Annotated in this window: 13 protein-coding genes and 2 tRNA genes; 7 read left to right on the forward strand and 8 right to left on the reverse strand. The window is 70.3% G+C overall.

Going from position 1 to position 15,319, the window contains the following annotated elements:
• Positions 1 to 16 precede the first annotated feature (16 nt).
• On the forward strand, positions 17 to 202 hold the full coding sequence (locus tag AC07CM_RS26400) for an acyl-CoA carboxylase subunit epsilon (RefSeq protein WP_391325896.1): 186 nt from the start codon (positions 17 to 19) through the stop codon (positions 200 to 202).
• Positions 203 to 428: 226 nt separating this feature from the next.
• Here AC07CM_RS26400 and AC07CM_RS26405 read toward each other — a convergent pair whose 3' ends face one another.
• The 8 genes from AC07CM_RS26405 to AC07CM_RS26440 form a co-directional block, all read right to left on the reverse strand.
• Positions 429 to 1,010: a GTP-binding protein gene (locus AC07CM_RS26405; protein ID WP_009314218.1), complete on the reverse strand. Its 582-nt coding sequence runs from the start codon at positions 1,008 to 1,010 to the stop codon at positions 429 to 431.
• Positions 991 to 1,560: a DUF742 domain-containing protein gene (locus tag AC07CM_RS26410; protein ID WP_478878920.1), complete on the reverse strand. Its 570-nt coding sequence runs from the start codon at positions 1,558 to 1,560 to the stop codon at positions 991 to 993. Before AC07CM_RS26410 ends, AC07CM_RS26405 begins: the two co-directional genes overlap by 20 nt.
• 94 nt (positions 1,561 to 1,654) lie before the next feature.
• Positions 1,655 to 2,068 carry a roadblock/LC7 domain-containing protein gene (locus tag AC07CM_RS26415; protein WP_003993185.1) on the reverse strand — a complete coding sequence of 138 codons (414 nt, stop codon included), beginning with the start codon at positions 2,066 to 2,068 and terminating at the stop codon, positions 1,655 to 1,657.
• A gap of 10 nt (positions 2,069 to 2,078) precedes the next feature.
• The gene (locus AC07CM_RS26420; RefSeq protein WP_478878921.1) at positions 2,079 to 5,339 is read right to left on the reverse strand and encodes a nitrate- and nitrite sensing domain-containing protein; all 3,261 of its coding nucleotides are present in this window, start codon (positions 5,337 to 5,339) and stop codon (positions 2,079 to 2,081) included.
• 380 nt (positions 5,340 to 5,719) lie between these two features.
• Positions 5,720 to 6,295: a GTP-binding protein gene (locus tag AC07CM_RS26425; RefSeq protein ID WP_100828422.1), complete on the reverse strand. Its 576-nt coding sequence runs from the start codon at positions 6,293 to 6,295 to the stop codon at positions 5,720 to 5,722.
• Positions 6,276 to 6,674, reverse strand: coding sequence for a DUF742 domain-containing protein (locus AC07CM_RS26430; protein WP_009190816.1), 399 nt, complete (start codon positions 6,672 to 6,674; stop codon positions 6,276 to 6,278). The genes AC07CM_RS26425 and AC07CM_RS26430 overlap by 20 nt, the downstream gene beginning before the upstream one ends.
• A gap of 111 nt (positions 6,675 to 6,785) precedes the next feature.
• Positions 6,786 to 7,199: a roadblock/LC7 domain-containing protein gene (locus tag AC07CM_RS26435; protein WP_121890767.1), complete on the reverse strand. Its 414-nt coding sequence runs from the start codon at positions 7,197 to 7,199 to the stop codon at positions 6,786 to 6,788.
• A gap of 9 nt (positions 7,200 to 7,208) precedes the next feature.
• A complete protein-coding gene (locus AC07CM_RS26440; RefSeq protein ID WP_478878922.1) occupies positions 7,209 to 10,856 on the reverse strand; it encodes a sensor histidine kinase in 3,648 nt (1,215 codons plus the stop codon).
• Between the two features lie 573 nt (positions 10,857 to 11,429).
• Here AC07CM_RS26440 and AC07CM_RS26445 point away from each other — a divergent pair.
• From AC07CM_RS26445 to AC07CM_RS26470, 6 genes are all read left to right on the forward strand, one after another.
• Entirely contained in the window at positions 11,430 to 11,624 is a 195-nt protein-coding gene (locus tag AC07CM_RS26445; RefSeq protein WP_478878923.1) for a hypothetical protein, read from the forward strand.
• A 275-nt stretch (positions 11,625 to 11,899) separates the two neighbouring features.
• Positions 11,900 to 12,685, forward strand: a complete 786-nt coding sequence (locus AC07CM_RS26450; protein WP_478878924.1) for a fumarylacetoacetate hydrolase family protein — start codon at positions 11,900 to 11,902, stop codon at positions 12,683 to 12,685.
• On the forward strand, positions 12,678 to 14,162 hold the full coding sequence (gltX, locus tag AC07CM_RS26455; protein ID WP_478878925.1) for a glutamate--tRNA ligase: 1,485 nt from the start codon (positions 12,678 to 12,680) through the stop codon (positions 14,160 to 14,162). The genes AC07CM_RS26450 and gltX overlap by 8 nt, the downstream gene beginning before the upstream one ends.
• A gap of 146 nt (positions 14,163 to 14,308) precedes the next feature.
• The gene (locus tag AC07CM_RS26460) at positions 14,309 to 15,040 is read left to right on the forward strand and encodes an HAD family hydrolase (protein WP_478878926.1); all 732 of its coding nucleotides are present in this window, start codon (positions 14,309 to 14,311) and stop codon (positions 15,038 to 15,040) included.
• A gap of 91 nt (positions 15,041 to 15,131) precedes the next feature.
• A tRNA-Gln gene (locus tag AC07CM_RS26465) sits at positions 15,132 to 15,203 on the forward strand.
• Between the two features lie 21 nt (positions 15,204 to 15,224).
• Positions 15,225 to 15,297, forward strand: a tRNA-Glu gene (locus AC07CM_RS26470).
• Positions 15,298 to 15,319: the final 22 nt, after the last annotated feature.

A 15,319-nucleotide genomic window follows, 5' to 3' on the forward strand; every position in this document is an offset into this window, starting at 1 on the left:
ACGGAGACTGACATCCATGAACACTGACATCCGCGTCGAGAAGGGCCACGCCGAGCCCGAGGAAGTCGCCGCCATCACGGCCGTCCTCCTGGCCCGCGCGGCCGCCCAGCCGGCCGCCCCGGCCCACCGAGGCCGCCCGAAGGCAGGCTGGCGCCGCCTGGAGCGCGAGCCCGGCTTCCGCGCCCCGCACAGCTGGCACTAGGCGCGCCGCTCACCAGGGTTTTCGAAGGGGCCCCTCCACCATGGAGGGGCCCCTTCCTGCTGTGTACGGGGCGCGGCGCAGGGGGCGCGGCCGAAATCGGCCGGCGGCTCCGCCGCGGGGCGCGTCCGGCCACGACGTGTGCCGCGGACGGCGACGCGCGCATGACGAAGCCCCTGTCTCTCTCACGGAGAAGGACAGGGGCTTCAGGGCGTCCGGAGCGGCAGCGCTAGCGCAGGCGGGCCATCAGGGCGTGCTCCACGAGCGTGATCAGCGCCGACTTGGCGTCCGCGCGGTGGCGGGCGTCCGTCGTGATGATCGGGGTGTCGGGGCCGATCTGCAGGGCCTCGCGCACCTCGTCGGGGTTGTACGGCTGCTGGCCGTCGAAGCCGTTGAGGGCGATGACGAAGGGGAGCCCGCTGTTCTCGAAGTAGTCGACCGCGGGGAAGCAGTCGGCGAGGCGCCGGGTGTCGACCAGGACGATCGCGCCGATCGCACCGCGGACCAGGTCGTCCCACATGAACCAGAAGCGGTCCTGGCCCGGCGTACCGAAGAGGTACAGGATCAGGTCCTGGTCCAGGGTGATACGGCCGAAGTCCATCGCCACCGTGGTGGTGGTCTTGTCTCCGGTGTGGGTGAGGTCGTCGATACCGGCCGACGCGGACGTCATGACGGCCTCTGTGCGCAGCGGGTTGATCTCCGAGACGGCGCCGACGAACGTGGTCTTGCCCACGCCGAAGCCGCCCGCCACCACGATCTTCGCGGAGGTGGTGGAGCGGGAAGGACCGCCGCTAGAGCTTGCGAAGTCCACTGAGCACCCTTTCGAGCAGTGTCACGTCTGGCTGGCCACCGGCGTTCTCGTCGCCGCCGGGCTGATGGATGGCGACCAGGCCCGCCTCCGCCAAGTCGGCGACGAGAATCCTGGCCACGCCGAGGGGGATCGTGAGCAGGGCCGAGACCTCGGCCACCGACTTGATCTCCCGGCACAGGTTGCAGATCCGCTGATGCTCGGGCAGCTGGCCCTGCATCTGGTGCGGAGCGGCGGTGGTGTGCACCAGTGCCTCGATGGCGAGCTGGTAGCGCGGGCGGGTCCGGCCGCCGGTCATGGCGTATGGACGCACCAGGGGGTTGTTCGATGCGGTCGCGGGCGCCGGCTCGGGGCGGCGCTGCGGCTGCACCGGCTGGATGCGCGGGGCCGACGGCTGGTCGTACGGCGACGGGCCGGGGCCCTGCGGCGCGTACGGCTGCCGGTGGCTGGGGGCGGAGGGGAAGTTGTACCGGTTCGCCGATCCGTCGCCCTGGCCCTGGGCAGGGCCGTACGACCAGTTGCCCGAATGCGAACCGCCTGGGGGTGTTGCCACTTTCTCCTCCTCCGACCGTGCCGGGCACCCATCCGTGTGGAGCCGCGTCCCGAAACCTTACGGCCCCGGGACGCGTATACGCACCGTTCGTCTGTTAGTTGAGAAGGCTTCCCTGGAGTTCTGCACGCAGATCCGGGGTGAGGACCGTGCCCGCGCGGTCCACAAGAAGGGCCATCTCGTACCCGATGAGGCCGATGTCCGCCTCCGGGTGGGCCAGCACCGCCAGCGACGAACCGTCAGATACGGACATGATGAACAGGAATCCCCGCTCCATCTCCACAACCGTCTGGTTCACTGCGCCCCCTTCGAAGATCCGGGAGGCGCCTGCCGTCAGCGACGTCAGACCGGATGCGACGGCCGCGAGCTGGTCGGCGCGGTCGCGGGGGAAGCCTTCGGACATCGCCAGAAGGAGTCCGTCGGCGGAGACCACCACCGTGTGGGACACCCCCGGGGTGTTGTCCACGAAGTTGGTGATCAACCAGTTCAGGTTCTGTGCCGCCTGGCTCATCGGGCTCACACTAACGCTCCTGGTTGTAGGTGCTGTCAGGACCGAAGCCCTGGCCGTTCGTTTCACTGCCTGCGCTGCGTCCGCGCTGGACGCCTCGACGCAGGTTGCTCAGCCTGCCCCGGACGTCCTCCGGGGCGCGGGAGACCTGTGGGCCTCCCTGAGGGGTGCTCTCGGCGGTGCCCTCGACCAGGTTGGCCTTGGGTACCCGCCGCGGCAGGCCGGAAGCGGTCACTCCGCCTGCCTTGGGCTTCCGGAGCTGCGAGGCCTGCTGCCAGCGCTCGTCGTTGGCCGAACGCCAGCCGCTGTCGCCGTTGAACCCGGAGTTGCCCGCTGCGGGAGCCGGCGCTTCCTGCTGCACGCGCGCCGTGCCGTTCGAGGCACTCGAACCGCTGGAGCCGTTCCCCGTCGATCCACGGCGGGGCAGCCCGGCGTCGGTCAGCCCGTGGGCGGCGGGAGAGGCCGTTCCCGGACGGTCGAAGCCTACGCGGTTCCGCTCACTCCCGTCAGCGGCCTGCGGGGATTCCGTTTCCGGAGCGTAATGAGCCGGGTAGCCGTTCTGGTAGCCGTCCTGCTGCGGCCAGTCGTCCTGGTAGGACTGGCTCTCGTAGGAGCCGAATCCGCCGGACGCGGAGCCGTGCGCGGGCGCGGGCTCCTCCTGGGCCGGTTCCGCATACGCGGGCTCGGGGTAGCCGCCGCCGTTCGGGGCGAACCCGTCGCCCTGCGACAGGTCGCCGTTCGGCGCGTAGTACTGCTCGTCGTACGACTTCTCGTACGGCTCCTCGTACGAGGTGTGCTGCTGCTCCTCGTACGTCTGCTCCTGGTACGTCTGCTGCTGGTACCCGGGCTGCTCGGTGTAGCCCGTGCCGCTGCCGTCGTAGGCCTGGCGTCCGTCGAACTCGTCCCGGAACGCGGCCTGCTCGTCGGTCTCCTGCTGCGGCTGGCCGTGGCTCTGGGCCTCCAGGGCCGCACGGCGCCCCTCGCGCATCAGGGAGCGGCCCACGGGGTCCAGCCCGCGGATGTCGTCGGGGACGTCCGAGTACCGGCTGTCGTCGAAGCCCAGCTCGGCGGCGGTGCGCATGGGCGCCACCTGGCCGAAGCTCTCACCCTGGAACTGCTGATCCGGGATGATCTGGGAGACCGTGAACTCCTCGCGGTCCAGCGGCGTCTCGGCGCCACCACCGTGCGTGATCGCGTCCGGCAGCATGACCAGGGAGGTCGTGCCCGCCTGCTCGCCCGAGGGGCGCAGCTGGACGCGGATGCCGTGCCGGTCGGACAGCCGGCCGACCACGAACAGGCCCATGCGCTGGGAGATCGCGGCGTCCACGGTCGGCGGGTTGGCCAGCTTGTGGTTGATGTCCGCGAAGTCCTCGGCCGTCAGGCCGATGCCCTTGTCATGGATCTCGATCATGACGCGGCCGTCGGGCAGACGGGTCGCGGTGACCCGGACCTTGGTCTGCGGGGAGGAGAACGTGGTGGCGTTCTCCAGCAGCTCGGCCAGCAGGTGCACGAGGTCGGTGACCGCGCGGCCGTGGATCTCGGCCTCCGGGACGCCGGACAGCTCGATGCGCTCGTACTGCTCCACCTCGGAGGAGGCGGCGCGCAGGACGTCGACCAGCGGGACCGGCTGGTCCCAGCGGCGGCCGGGTTCCTCGCCGGCGAGGACCAGGAGGTTCTCGCCGTTGCGGCGCATACGGGTCGCGAGGTGGTCCAGGCGGAAGAGGTTCTCCAGCTGGTCCGGGTCGGCCTCGTTGTTCTCCAGGTCGGTGATCAGGGTCAGCTGGCCCTCGATCAGCGACTGGTTGCGGCGCGAGAGGTTCGTGAAGATCGCGTTGATGTTGCCCCGCAGCAGGGCCTGTTCGGCGGCGAGCCGGACGGCCTCGCGGTGGACCTGGTCGAAGGCGCGGGCGACCTCGCCGATCTCGTCCGTGGAGTTGATCGGGATCGGTGCGACGCGGGTGTCGACGCGGCCCGGGTCGGTGCGGGAGAGCTGGTCGACCAGCATCGGCAGACGCTGCTCGGCGATGCCGAAGGCGGCGTTGCGCAGCTGGCGCATCGAGCGGCTCATCTGGCGGGCCACGGCACCGGCCAGGATGAAGGCGAACAGCAGGGCGACCACGACGACGGCACCGGTGATGATCGCGGAGGTCTTGGCGTCGTCGGCGATGCCCGAGGCCTCGTTCACCGCCTTGTCGGCGAGGTCCGACTCGATCTGGCGGTAGGCCTTGTACTTGAGCGTGTTGACCGCGAACCAGTTCTGGGCGGTGATGCCCTTGGTGGCGAGCGCCTGACGCGTGAGCGGGCTGGTGTCCTTGAGCGTCACCAGCGCCCCGACCAGTGTCTCGGGCTTGGCCGGCGGCGCGATGTACTTCGGGTTCTGCTGCTTCTGCTCCGCGACCAGCGCGGCGCCGTCCGTCTTCATCTTCTGCTGCGCGTCGGTCAGCTTCTGCGCGTCCTCGTCGGTGCCACCGCCGAGGTACTCCTCCAGGGCGATGCGCTCCAGGTAGGCGTACGAGGACAGGGAGACGCGCTGCGTCGCCAGGTTGGGGTCGTCCGGACCCGGCTTGACCAGCAGGTGCGTGCCGATCGACCGCTCCAGCGACAGTGCCGCCTTGGTGAGCGAGATGGCGTAGACGGTACGGCCGTAGGAGGTGATGTTGCCGGTGCCCAGACCGAGTTCGTTGGCGAACTCCATCAGGGGGTGGCTGACCTCGACGTAGCCCTCCTCGGTCTGCACACCGTGCACCTTGGAGGTGTAGGCGACCTGGCGCAGCGTCTGCAGCTTGGGCTCCGCCTTGCGGAACAGCTGCAGACGGCGCTTCAGACCGGACTTGTCCGGCATGCTCTGCGCGGCCTGGTCGAAGCCGTCGGCGGCCTGGTCCGTGGCCTTGCGGGCGGCGGTGACCGTTTCCTTGTCGTCGCCCAGCAGGATCGGCGCGGCCGTGACGTCACGCTCGTTCTCGAGGGCGTCGGCGTAGGTGAGGGCGGCGCGCACCAGGCGGGCGGTGTTCTCCGCGTCCCGGGCCTCCTGCCAGGTGTCGATGGAGCTCTTCACCTGGAAGCCGCCCATGACGAGACCCACCGCCACGGGTATGAGCAGAATCGCGTTCAGCCGGGTCGGCACCCGCCAGTTGCGCGGGGAGAAACGGCCGCCGCTCTTCGCGGGTGCGGCCGCCGGCTCCGGACCGGACACAGGGGTGGGCGCCGCAGCGCGCGGCGGCGGGGTGAAGTTGCCCCGCGCCGACGGCTCGGGACCGTTCTTGCTTCGCCTCACTCGACCAACAACCTCTCGGCGGTCGGCACCTTCGTCGTGCCGCAGTCTCTCAGAGCCCGGTTCGCCACAGACCACTACTGGGTACGTCTTTGACTATTGGGCAGTTCAGGCATTCCAGCACGTCATCCGGTGCTCTTCCAAACAGTGGAAACCCGCGAGGAGCCCTCGTGGGTGCCCTAGATAAAACGGTCATAAAGAGCGAGCCCCGCCAAAAGGCGGGGCGTTTGTGAGCGCAGCGGCACCGCTCGACCGCGTCGCGTGGTGAAGCCCGGCGATTCCTCTGCCGAACTGTTATGAACACCGGAGCCGACCGTGTCAAAGGCCACAGCCGGCTCCGAGCGGTGTACGGCAACTGCCGTACGGCATGTCGAACTTGGGTGCTACCTCAGACGAGCCATGAGGGCGTGCTCCACCAGCGTGATCAGCGCCGACTTGGCGTCCGCGCGGTGGCGGGCGTCCGTCGTGATGATCGGGGCGTCGGGGCCTATCTGCAGGGCCTCGCGCACCTCTTCGGGCGCGTACGGCTGCTGGCCGTCGAAGCCGTTGAGGGCGATGACGAACGGCAGACCGCTGTTCTCGAAGTAGTCCACGGCCGGGAAGCAGTCGGCGAGGCGCCGGGTGTCCACGAGCACCACCGCGCCGATCGCACCGCGGACCAGGTCGTCCCACATGAACCAGAAGCGGTCCTGGCCCGGCGTACCGAAGAGGTACAGGATCAGGTCCTGGTCCAGGGTGATGCGGCCGAAGTCCATCGCCACGGTCGTCGTGGTCTTGTCCCCGGTGTGGGTGAGGTCGTCGATGCCCGCCGACGCGGACGTCATGACGGCCTCCGTGCGCAGCGGGTTGATCTCCGAGACGGCGCCCACGAACGTGGTCTTGCCCACGCCGAAGCCGCCCGCCACCACGATCTTCGCGGAGGTGGTGGCCCGGCCCGCGTCAGAGCTTGCGAAGTCCACTGAGCACCCTTTCGAGCAGCGTCACGTCCGGAGCGCCGCCGTTGTTCTCGTCGCCACCCGGCTGGTGGATGGCGACCAGGCCGGCCTCGGCGAGGTCGGCGACCAGGATCCGGGCCACACCGAGCGGCATGGCCAGCAGCGCGGAGACCTCCGCGACCGACTTGACCTCCCGGCACAGGTGGCAGATGCGCTGGTGCTCCGGGAGCAGCCCCATGAGCGCTGCCGGGTCGGCCGTGGTGCTGATCAGTGCCTCGATGGCCAGCTGGTACCGCGGCCGGGTCCGGCCGCCGGTCATCGCGTACGGCCTCACCAGCGGCTGGTCGCCCTCGTCCCCGTACGGCTCGGCGTACGGATCATGATGGGCGGTGGGCGGGGTCATGAATCCTCCGGGCGGGACAGCAAGTCGGTCAGTCGTGCCGTCTGACGGGGCCGGTGGGGGGATTGTGGCGGCCGGACGGTGTTTTCGTGTGATGGGTGGTGCCGGAGCGGATCAGTGGAGCAGACTGCCCTGGAGTTCGGCGCGCAGATCCGGGGTGAGTACCGCACCCGCGCGGTCGACGAGCAGTGCCATCTCGTAGCCGACGAGACCGATGTCGCACTCGGGGTGGGCCAGGACCGCGAGGGACGACCCGTCCGAGATGGACATCAGGAAGAGGAAGCCGCGCTCCATCTCGACGACCGTCTGCGCCACGTCGCCACCCTCGAAGATCCGGGAGGCCCCGGCCGTGAGGGAGGTCAACCCGGACGCGACGGCCGCCAGCTGGTCGGCGCGGTCACGCGGGAAGCCTTCGGACATCGCCAGCAGAAGGCCGTCGGCGGAGACCACCACCGTGTGCGACACCCCGGGGGTGTTGTCCACGAAGTTGGTGATCAACCAGTTCAGGTTCTGTGCCGCCTGGCTCATCGGACTCAACTAACGCTCCTGCTGGTGAGTGGGGCTCGGGAAGCTGCCGGTCTGGCCGGTACCGGCCTGGCGACCCTGCGCGATGCCCCGACGGAGATTGGTCAGCCGGCCGCGTACGTCGTCAGGCGCACGCGAGACCTGCGGACCCGCTTGGTGCTGTTGCTGCTGAGCCGTGCCCGGGACGAGGTTCGCCCGGGGCACCCGGCGCGGCAGGCCGGAGGTGGTGACGCCGCCCGCCGCGGGCTGCCGTACGCGCTCCGCCTGACGGACGAGTTCGTCGTTGGGCGAGGTGCGCCAGGAGCTGGTGGCGGGGGCCGGACGCTGGGGAGCGGGCGCCTGCTGGGGTGCCGGTGCCGGGGTGTTCTCCGGCTGCCGTTCCTGCTGGCTGTGGAACCAGTTGGTCTCCAGCGTGTCGTACAGCGGGGTACGGCCGTCACCCGGGCTGGTGGCCGGCGGCAGCGCCTCCGGCTCCTGCCGGACCGGACGCTGCTGCTGGGCCGGCGGGCGCGGGGCGGCGAAGTCGCCGCGGCCGCCCGGCTGCGGGCGCTCGAACGGACCGGTGTTCGCCGGGCCCTGGCCCGGCCGGCCGGGCAGCGCGTGCTGTCCGGTGGAGCTGCCGTTGAAGCCGGCGTCGTAGGCCTGCGGTGCGGCGAACTGACCCGTGCTCTGTGGGTCCTGCTGCCCGGCCCCCGAGCCGTAGACGTCGGAGCGGACGAACTGACCGCTGCCGCCCTGCTGGCCGAACTGGCCGGTCTGCTGCGGGGCACCGGGCCGCGCGAACTGGCCCGTGGAGCCGCCGACGCCGAGGTCGGGACGCGGGAACTCGCCCGTGGCGGACGGACCCTGGGCGTCGATGCGGGGCATCTCCGCGGTCGAGCCCGGCCCCTGCCGGTCGTCGACGCGCGGCATGCGCGCGGTGTGCGCCGGGTCCTGCTCGTCATGGCCCCGCGGGGCGTCCTGCGAGGCGCGGGAGAGCGGGGCCTGGGCGCCGGCGCTCCAGTCCGGGCGCGAGGGCTGGTTGCCGCCGCCGGGCAGTTCGGCCCGCGGACCGCCACGCGGCGGAACCGTGCCGCGACCGCCGAAGGCGTCCTGCTGTGGAGTGCCGGCACCCGTGGCCTGCAGGCCCTGCGTGCCACCCGGAGCCTGACCGCCGAAGCCGCCCGCACCCGCCGGGGCCGGCCGGCCCTGCTGCGGGGCACCGGGACCCTGCGGACCACGCGCTCCACCCGGCGCACCGGGACGGCCGCCCTGGCCGGCACCGGGCAGCGCGGCCCGGGGACCCTGGGCGGAGCCGACCTGGCCGCGCGGGCCGGGGCCGGCGCCGAGGCGTCCACCACCGGTCGGCGCACCGCCGAGGGCGCCGCCCGGGCCGCTGCCGCCGTTGTTGCGGCGGGCGGCCGCCGCGCCGGCCGCGGCCTGCGCGGCGGCCGGACCACCGGTCGGCACGGGCGCGCCGGGCTTGCCCGGAGCGGGCTTCTTGCCACCCTGGGCGACGTCGACGGGGAGCATGACCAGCGCGGTCGTACCACCGGAGTCGGACGGGCGGAGCTGGATGCGGATGCCGTGGCGCTGCGACAGACGACCGACCACGAACAGACCCATGCGGCGGGACACCGAGACGTCCACGGTGGGCGGCGAGGCGAGCCGCTCGTTGATCGCCGCGAGGTCCTCGGGGGAGAGGCCGATACCGGTGTCGTGGATCTCGATCAGCACGCGGCCGTCGGGCAGCGCGTGACCGGTGACCTTGACCTTGGTCTGCGGCGAGGAGAACGAGGTGGCGTTCTCGAGCAGCTCGGCGAGGAGGTGCACGAGGTCGTTGACGACGCGGCCGGCGACCTCGGTGGTCGGCACGGCGGCCAGCTCGATGCGCTCGTACTGCTCCACCTCGGACGCGGCGGCACGGAGCACGTCGACCAGCGGGACCGGACGGGTCCACCGGCGGCCGGGCTCCTCACCCGCGAGGACGAGGAGGTTCTCACCGTTACGGCGCATACGCGTCGCGAGGTGGTCGAGCTTGAAGAGGGAGGACAGCTGGTCCGGGTCGGCCTCGCGGGACTCCAGTTCGGAGATCAGCGACAGCTGGCGCTGGATCAGACCCTGGGAACGGCGCGAGAGGTTGGTGAACATCGCGTTGACGTTGCCCCGGAGGAGGGCCTGCTCGGCGGCGAGGCGGACCGCCTCGCGGTGCACGTCGTCGAAGGCCGCGGCCACCTGGCCGATCTCGTCCCGGGAGTGCACACCGACCGACTCCACGGACGTGTCGACGTCCTGCGGGTCGGACTCGGACAGCTGCTTGACCAGCTCGGGCAGACGGTCCTGGGCGACCTTGGTCGCGGTCTCCTGCAGGCGGCGCAGCGAGCGGATCATGGACCGGGCCACGACGAACGCGCCGACGAGCGAGATGCCGAGCACGATCAGGATCAGCACACCGGAGATGATCGCGTCGCGCTCGGAGGCGCTGCGCAGCTCGCGGGCCTTCTGCTCCATGTCCTCGAGCAGCGTGTGCTCGATCTTCTTCATCTGCTCGATCTTGCTCGAGCTGTCGTCCACCCAGTCGCGGTACGAGCGCGGCGGCAGGCCCTCGAGGCCGTCGCGGGACTCGAAGGTCCGCTTGGCGTACAGGTCGGCGGACTGGATCGTCGGGTTGTTCTCCTCGATCGGCTTGAGGAGTTCGTCCGGGTTCTGGGCGCTGTAGATCTTCCGGAAGATCGCGATCTCGGAGTTTTCGCTCTGGTACGCCGACGCGCCGTAGAGGCGGTCGTTGTCGGCGAGGTTGCCCTTGGTGGTGTTGCTGGAGGTCAGGGCCGCGGCGATGACGGCGCGCTGCACGGAGGCGTACTCCTTGGCGCTGGAGAAGGCCGCCAGGGCACGGGTGCGGGAGATCATCTCCGGGTTGCTGGACGCCTCCGCCATGGACTGGGAGAGGTCGATCAGCTGGGTGATCAGCCGGTGGTAGGCCTCGACCGTCTGCGTCGAGTTGTTCTTCGACTGGTAGGCGGACCGGCGGATCTTGGCCAGGTCGTCCAGCTGGTTGGCGAGGCTCACCAGGGTGTCGCGGACACCCTGGAGGTTGCCGTTCTTGCTGGCCTCGTCGATCTGCTCGGAGGCGTTGAGGAAGTTCTCGCGGGCCCGGTCGGTCTTCTCCTGCAGACCCTTGACCGTGAAGTCGTCCGTGCCGCCGTGTGCCAGGGGGCCGGCGGACTGGTCGCGCTCGTCCTGGAGCTGCTGCGCCAGCTCGGTGGCCTGCTTGGTCATCTCCGTCAGCAGCTTCATGTTGTCGAGCTGCTGGATGTCGGTGATGTTCTGGTCGATGCGCAGCGCGCCCAGCGAGGTCGCCGCGACCACCGGAAGCGCGAGCAGCGACACCAGGCGCGTGGAGATGCGCCAGTTGCGCAGGGCCATGCGCGATCCGGGGCCGGTGGGGGCCTTGGCGGGCTTCACCGGCGGAGTGGGGTTCGGGGTCTTCGCCTTGGAGCCCGTGAGGCCCGCCGGGCCCGTCGAGGCGGACGCGCCGGGGTGCCCGGGGCGCTCACCGCCGTCTCCGGACGTGGCCGGGTTCGGGTTCTGGGCGTGCTGGGGCGAGGAACCGCGGTCGGTCCCGCCGTGCGCCTCCGGCTCCGCCGAAGCGCTGCCATCCCTCTTGAAACGTCCCTGCACTAGCGTCGCAACCTCTGGACCAGGCACCCCTCCGCGCGAACGGAGGGACACGGTGTCGGCGTCTTGGAGAGCGCCCTGAATACGCCCCCCGGGTGGTCTTGAGTGACCGGCGCAGGTTCCCCCCTATCTCGCCGCCACTCGGCGCTGCGTTGCGCCCCCTGCGCGCCGGCTCGATCCCGCGGCGGTCCGTGGAATTCCAGCACAGTGCAGGATCTCCAACAAGGGCCGTGTCCCGAGCTGTGACCTCCGTGACGCCCCGTGGGTCCAGCGTCACCGAATGTGCGGGGCGATTCCCAACGAAACGGGCATAGCTCTGCGAGTCGCCGCCGAGCGCCAGGTGTCCCAGTCGGCATGATCAGGAGCGGAATGGTGGCTTCAGGGGGCCAATGTCCGTTTCGTTGGAGAGGGTTGTAGGCCGGAATTGACCGGTTTGCCCCTGGATTCGTGAGGAAACTCACACGCAGATCATGGGGAGTTCACGGCCGTGCCGGGGAATCACATGTTTAGCCTGACGCTTTACAGGACGACCGACTCTGCCAACCCCACTCCACACGAGGCCACAGGACGACGACGGTGAAGACGACGATGATGTTCGGCACGATAGCCAACCCGCGGCGCACGACCCTGGCGCACCTCGAGGACGCCGAGGAACTGCAGATGCCCGAGCTGCCGGAGCACTCCGCCGACCTTCCCGCCCAGACGGCCAACCCGAGGCGCACGGTCCTGATGGACGTCCCGGTCGGCGTGGTGGCAGAGGCCGGCGCGTAGCCGAGCGGGCACCGCACCCGTCGGGCGCGGCCCGGAGATCACGCTCCCGCGGCGATCTTCCCGGCCGCGCTCACTTTTTGTGCCCGCGGGGTCGCGCCCGGGTGATCGTGCCGGACGCCCCGGGAGGTGGGAATCCCGGAATCCAAATTCCCGTCACGGCGGTTTCCGGCGCGGAAAAGCCCCGGTCGCCACGCCGCACTGCCCGAACACCGGGCGGCCCGACCGGTTAACCTGGGGCGTCAGTACGCCGGTTCTCAGTGAGGGGCGCGGATCCCGTGCGCATCGCCAGGTTCTCCATCGACGGGAACGTCGCCTTCGGCGCGGTCGAGGGCGACAAGCAGGACGAACTCGTCCTCGACATCATCAAGGGCATCCCGTTCGCGGACTACGAGCTGTCCGGGACGAAGGTGCCGCTGAGCAAGGTCAGGCTGCTCCCTCCGGTCCTGCCCAACAAGGTCGTGGCGTTCGGGCGCAACTACGCCGACCACGCCAAGGAGCTGGGCAACGAGGTACCCGACGCCCCGTTCGCCTTCTTCAAGCCGTCCACCTCGGTGATCGGTCCCGGCGACGAGATCCAGTACCCGCCCTTCTCGCAGGAACTGCACCACGAGGCCGAGCTGGCCGTCGTCATCGGCCGCATGTGCCGCGAGGTCCCGCGCGAGCGCGTCAAGGACGTGATCTTCGGCTACACCTGCGCCAACGACGTCACCGCCCGCGACGTGCAGAAGCGCGAGAAGCAGTGGGCCCGGGCCAAGGGCTTCGACACCTCCTGCCCGCTGGGCCCCTGGGTGGAGACGGACCTGGACCTCGAACGCGCGAACGACCTGACCCTCCAGCTCACGGTCAACGGCGAACAGCGCCAGCTCGGCCGTACGAGCGAGATGATCCATCCCATCGAGGACCTGGTCGTCAACCTCTCCGAGGCCATGACCCTGCTCCCCGGCGACGTGATCCTCACCGGCACCCCCGCGGGGGTCGGCCCCCTGAACGTCGGCGACGAGGTCGCCGTCACCATCGAAGGCATCGGCACTCTCACCAACAAGGTTGTCAAGCGTGGCTAGCGCATCCGGTTCCCCCGTACGCGTCCGTTTCTGCCCCTCGCCCACCGGTAACCCCCACGTGGGCCTGGTCCGCACCGCCCTGTTCAACTGGGCGTTCGCCCGGCACCACCAGGGCACTCTGGTCTTCCGCATCGAGGACACCGACGCGGCCCGCGACTCGGAGGAGTCGTACAACCAGCTGCTCGACGCGATGCGCTGGCTGGGCTTCGACTGGGACGAGGGACCCGAGATCGGCGGTCCGCACGCGCCCTACCGCCAGTCGCAGCGCATGGACCTCTACAAGGAGGTCGCGCAGAAGCTCCTCGACGCCGGCCACGCGTACCACTGCTACTGCTCCCAGGAGGAGCTGGACACCCGCCGCGAGGCCGCCCGGGCCGCCGGCCGGCCCTCCGGCTACGACGGCCACTGCCGCGACCTGACCGCCGAGCAGGTCGAGGAGTACCGGGCCCAGGGCCGTACGCCGATCGTCCGGTTCCGCATGCCCGACGAGACGATCACCTTCACGGACCTCGTCCGCGGCGAGCTGACCTTCACCCCGGAGAACGTGCCGGACTACGGCATCGTCCGGGCCAACGGCGCCCCGCTGTACACGCTGGTGAACCCGGTCGACGACGCGCTGATGGAGATCACCCACGTCCTGCGCGGCGAGGACCTGCTCTCCTCCACCCCGCGGCAGATCGCCCTGTACAAGGCGCTGATCGAGCTGGGCATCGCCAAGCAGGTCCCGGAGTTCGGCCACCTGCCGTACGTGATGGGCGAGGGCAACAAGAAGCTCTCCAAGCGCGACCCGCAGTCGTCCCTCAACCTCTACCGCGAGCGCGGCTTCCTGCCCGAGGGCCTGCTCAACTACCTGTCCCTGCTCGGCTGGTCGCTCTCGGCCGACAAGGACATCTTCTCGATCGACGAGATGGTCGCCGCCTTCGACATCGCCGACGTGAACCCCAACCCGGCGCGCTTCGACCTGAAGAAGTGCGAGGCGATCAACGCCGACCACATCCGCCTGCTCGAGGTGAAGGACTTCACGGAGCGCTGCCGGCCGTGGCTGAAGGCCCCGTTCGCCACGTGGGCGCCGGAGGACTTCGACGAGGCACAGTGGCAGGCGATCGCCCCGCACGCCCAGACCCGTCTGAAGGTCCTCTCCGAGATCACCGAGAACGTCGACTTCCTGTTCCTGCCGGAGCCGGTCGCCGACGAGGCCTCGTGGACCAAGGCGATGAAGGAGGGCTCCGACGCCCTGCTCCGCACGGCCCGCGAGAAGCTGGAGTCGGCGGACTGGACCTCCGCCGAGTCCCTCAAGGAGGCCGTCCTGGCCGCCGGCGAGGTCCACGGCCTCAAGCTCGGCAAGGCCCAGGCCCCGGTCCGCGTGGCCGTCACCGGCCGCACGGTCGGCCTGCCGCTCTTCGAGTCCCTGGAGATCCTGGGCAAGGAGAAGACGCTGGCACGGATCGACGCGGCGCTGGGCCAGCTCGCGGCGTAACGAACACCACTCACGAGGGGCGGCATCCGGAATCCAGGGTGCCGCCCCTCGCCGTCCCGTCACCGTGCGTCGGACTCGTCACATCCGCCCGGCCCCCGGCCGCGGAAACCGGTACGCGCGCCCCGTCCCGGCGTTACCTTCGGACCATGAGCATTCGGGCCGTGGTCTGGGACGTGGACGACACCCTCTTCGACTACACGAGCGCGGACCGCGAGGGCATGCGTGCCCATCTGGCCGTGGAGGGGTTGCTCGCCGGGTACGCGAGCGCGGAGCAGGCCCTCGTGCGGTGGCGGGAGATCACCGACCGGCAGTGGGCGCGCTTCTCGGCGGGGGAGGTCTCCTTCGAGGGGCAGCGGCGCGACCGGGTGCGGGCCTTCCTGGACGCGGAGCTGTCCGACACCGAGGCCGACGCCTGGTTCCGGCGTTACATCGGCCACTACGAGGCCGCCTGGGCGCTCTTCCCGGACGTGCTGCCCGCCCTGGACGCCCTGGCCACGAGCCACCGCCACGCGGTGCTGTCCAACTCCAGCCTCACGGTCCAGGAGCACAAGCTGCGCACCCTGGGTCTCCTGGACCGCTTCGAGAACGTGCTGTGCGCCGCAGAGCTGGGTGTCTCCAAGCCGGAACCAGGGGCGTTCCTCGCGGCCTGCGAGGCACTCGCCCTGCCGCCGCACGAGGTGGCGTACGTCGGCGACCATCCGGAGATCGACGGACGGGGGGCCGCCGAGGCCGGGCTGCTGTCCGTGTGGATCGACCGCGGCGGGGTGTACGCGCGGGGCGCGGACGACGCGATGGCGCACCGGATCTCGACCCTCGCCGAACTCCCCGCGCTCGTGCGCTCGGATACTCGTTTTGGAGCCCCGTCCACCTTCGGGTAATGTTCTTCCTGCGTCGCCGGGGAGCGGGCCGAAAGGCCAGGAACCGGAGGAGCGAACTAGAACGAGATCCCCTCAGGGGCTTGAGTTCCAGTGGCCTATGGTGTAATTGGCAGCACGACTGATTCTGGTTCAGTTAGTCTTGGTTCGAGTCCAGGTAGGCCAGCTCGCAGAGCTCATCTGCAAAGCCCCCGTTGTGTAGCGGCCTAGCACGCTGCCCTCTCAAGGCAGTAGCGCCGGTTCGAATCCGGTCGGGGGTACTGATCTCGATCAGCTCGGGAT

Source organism: Streptomyces sp. NPDC044061 (genome assembly GCF_056434305.1).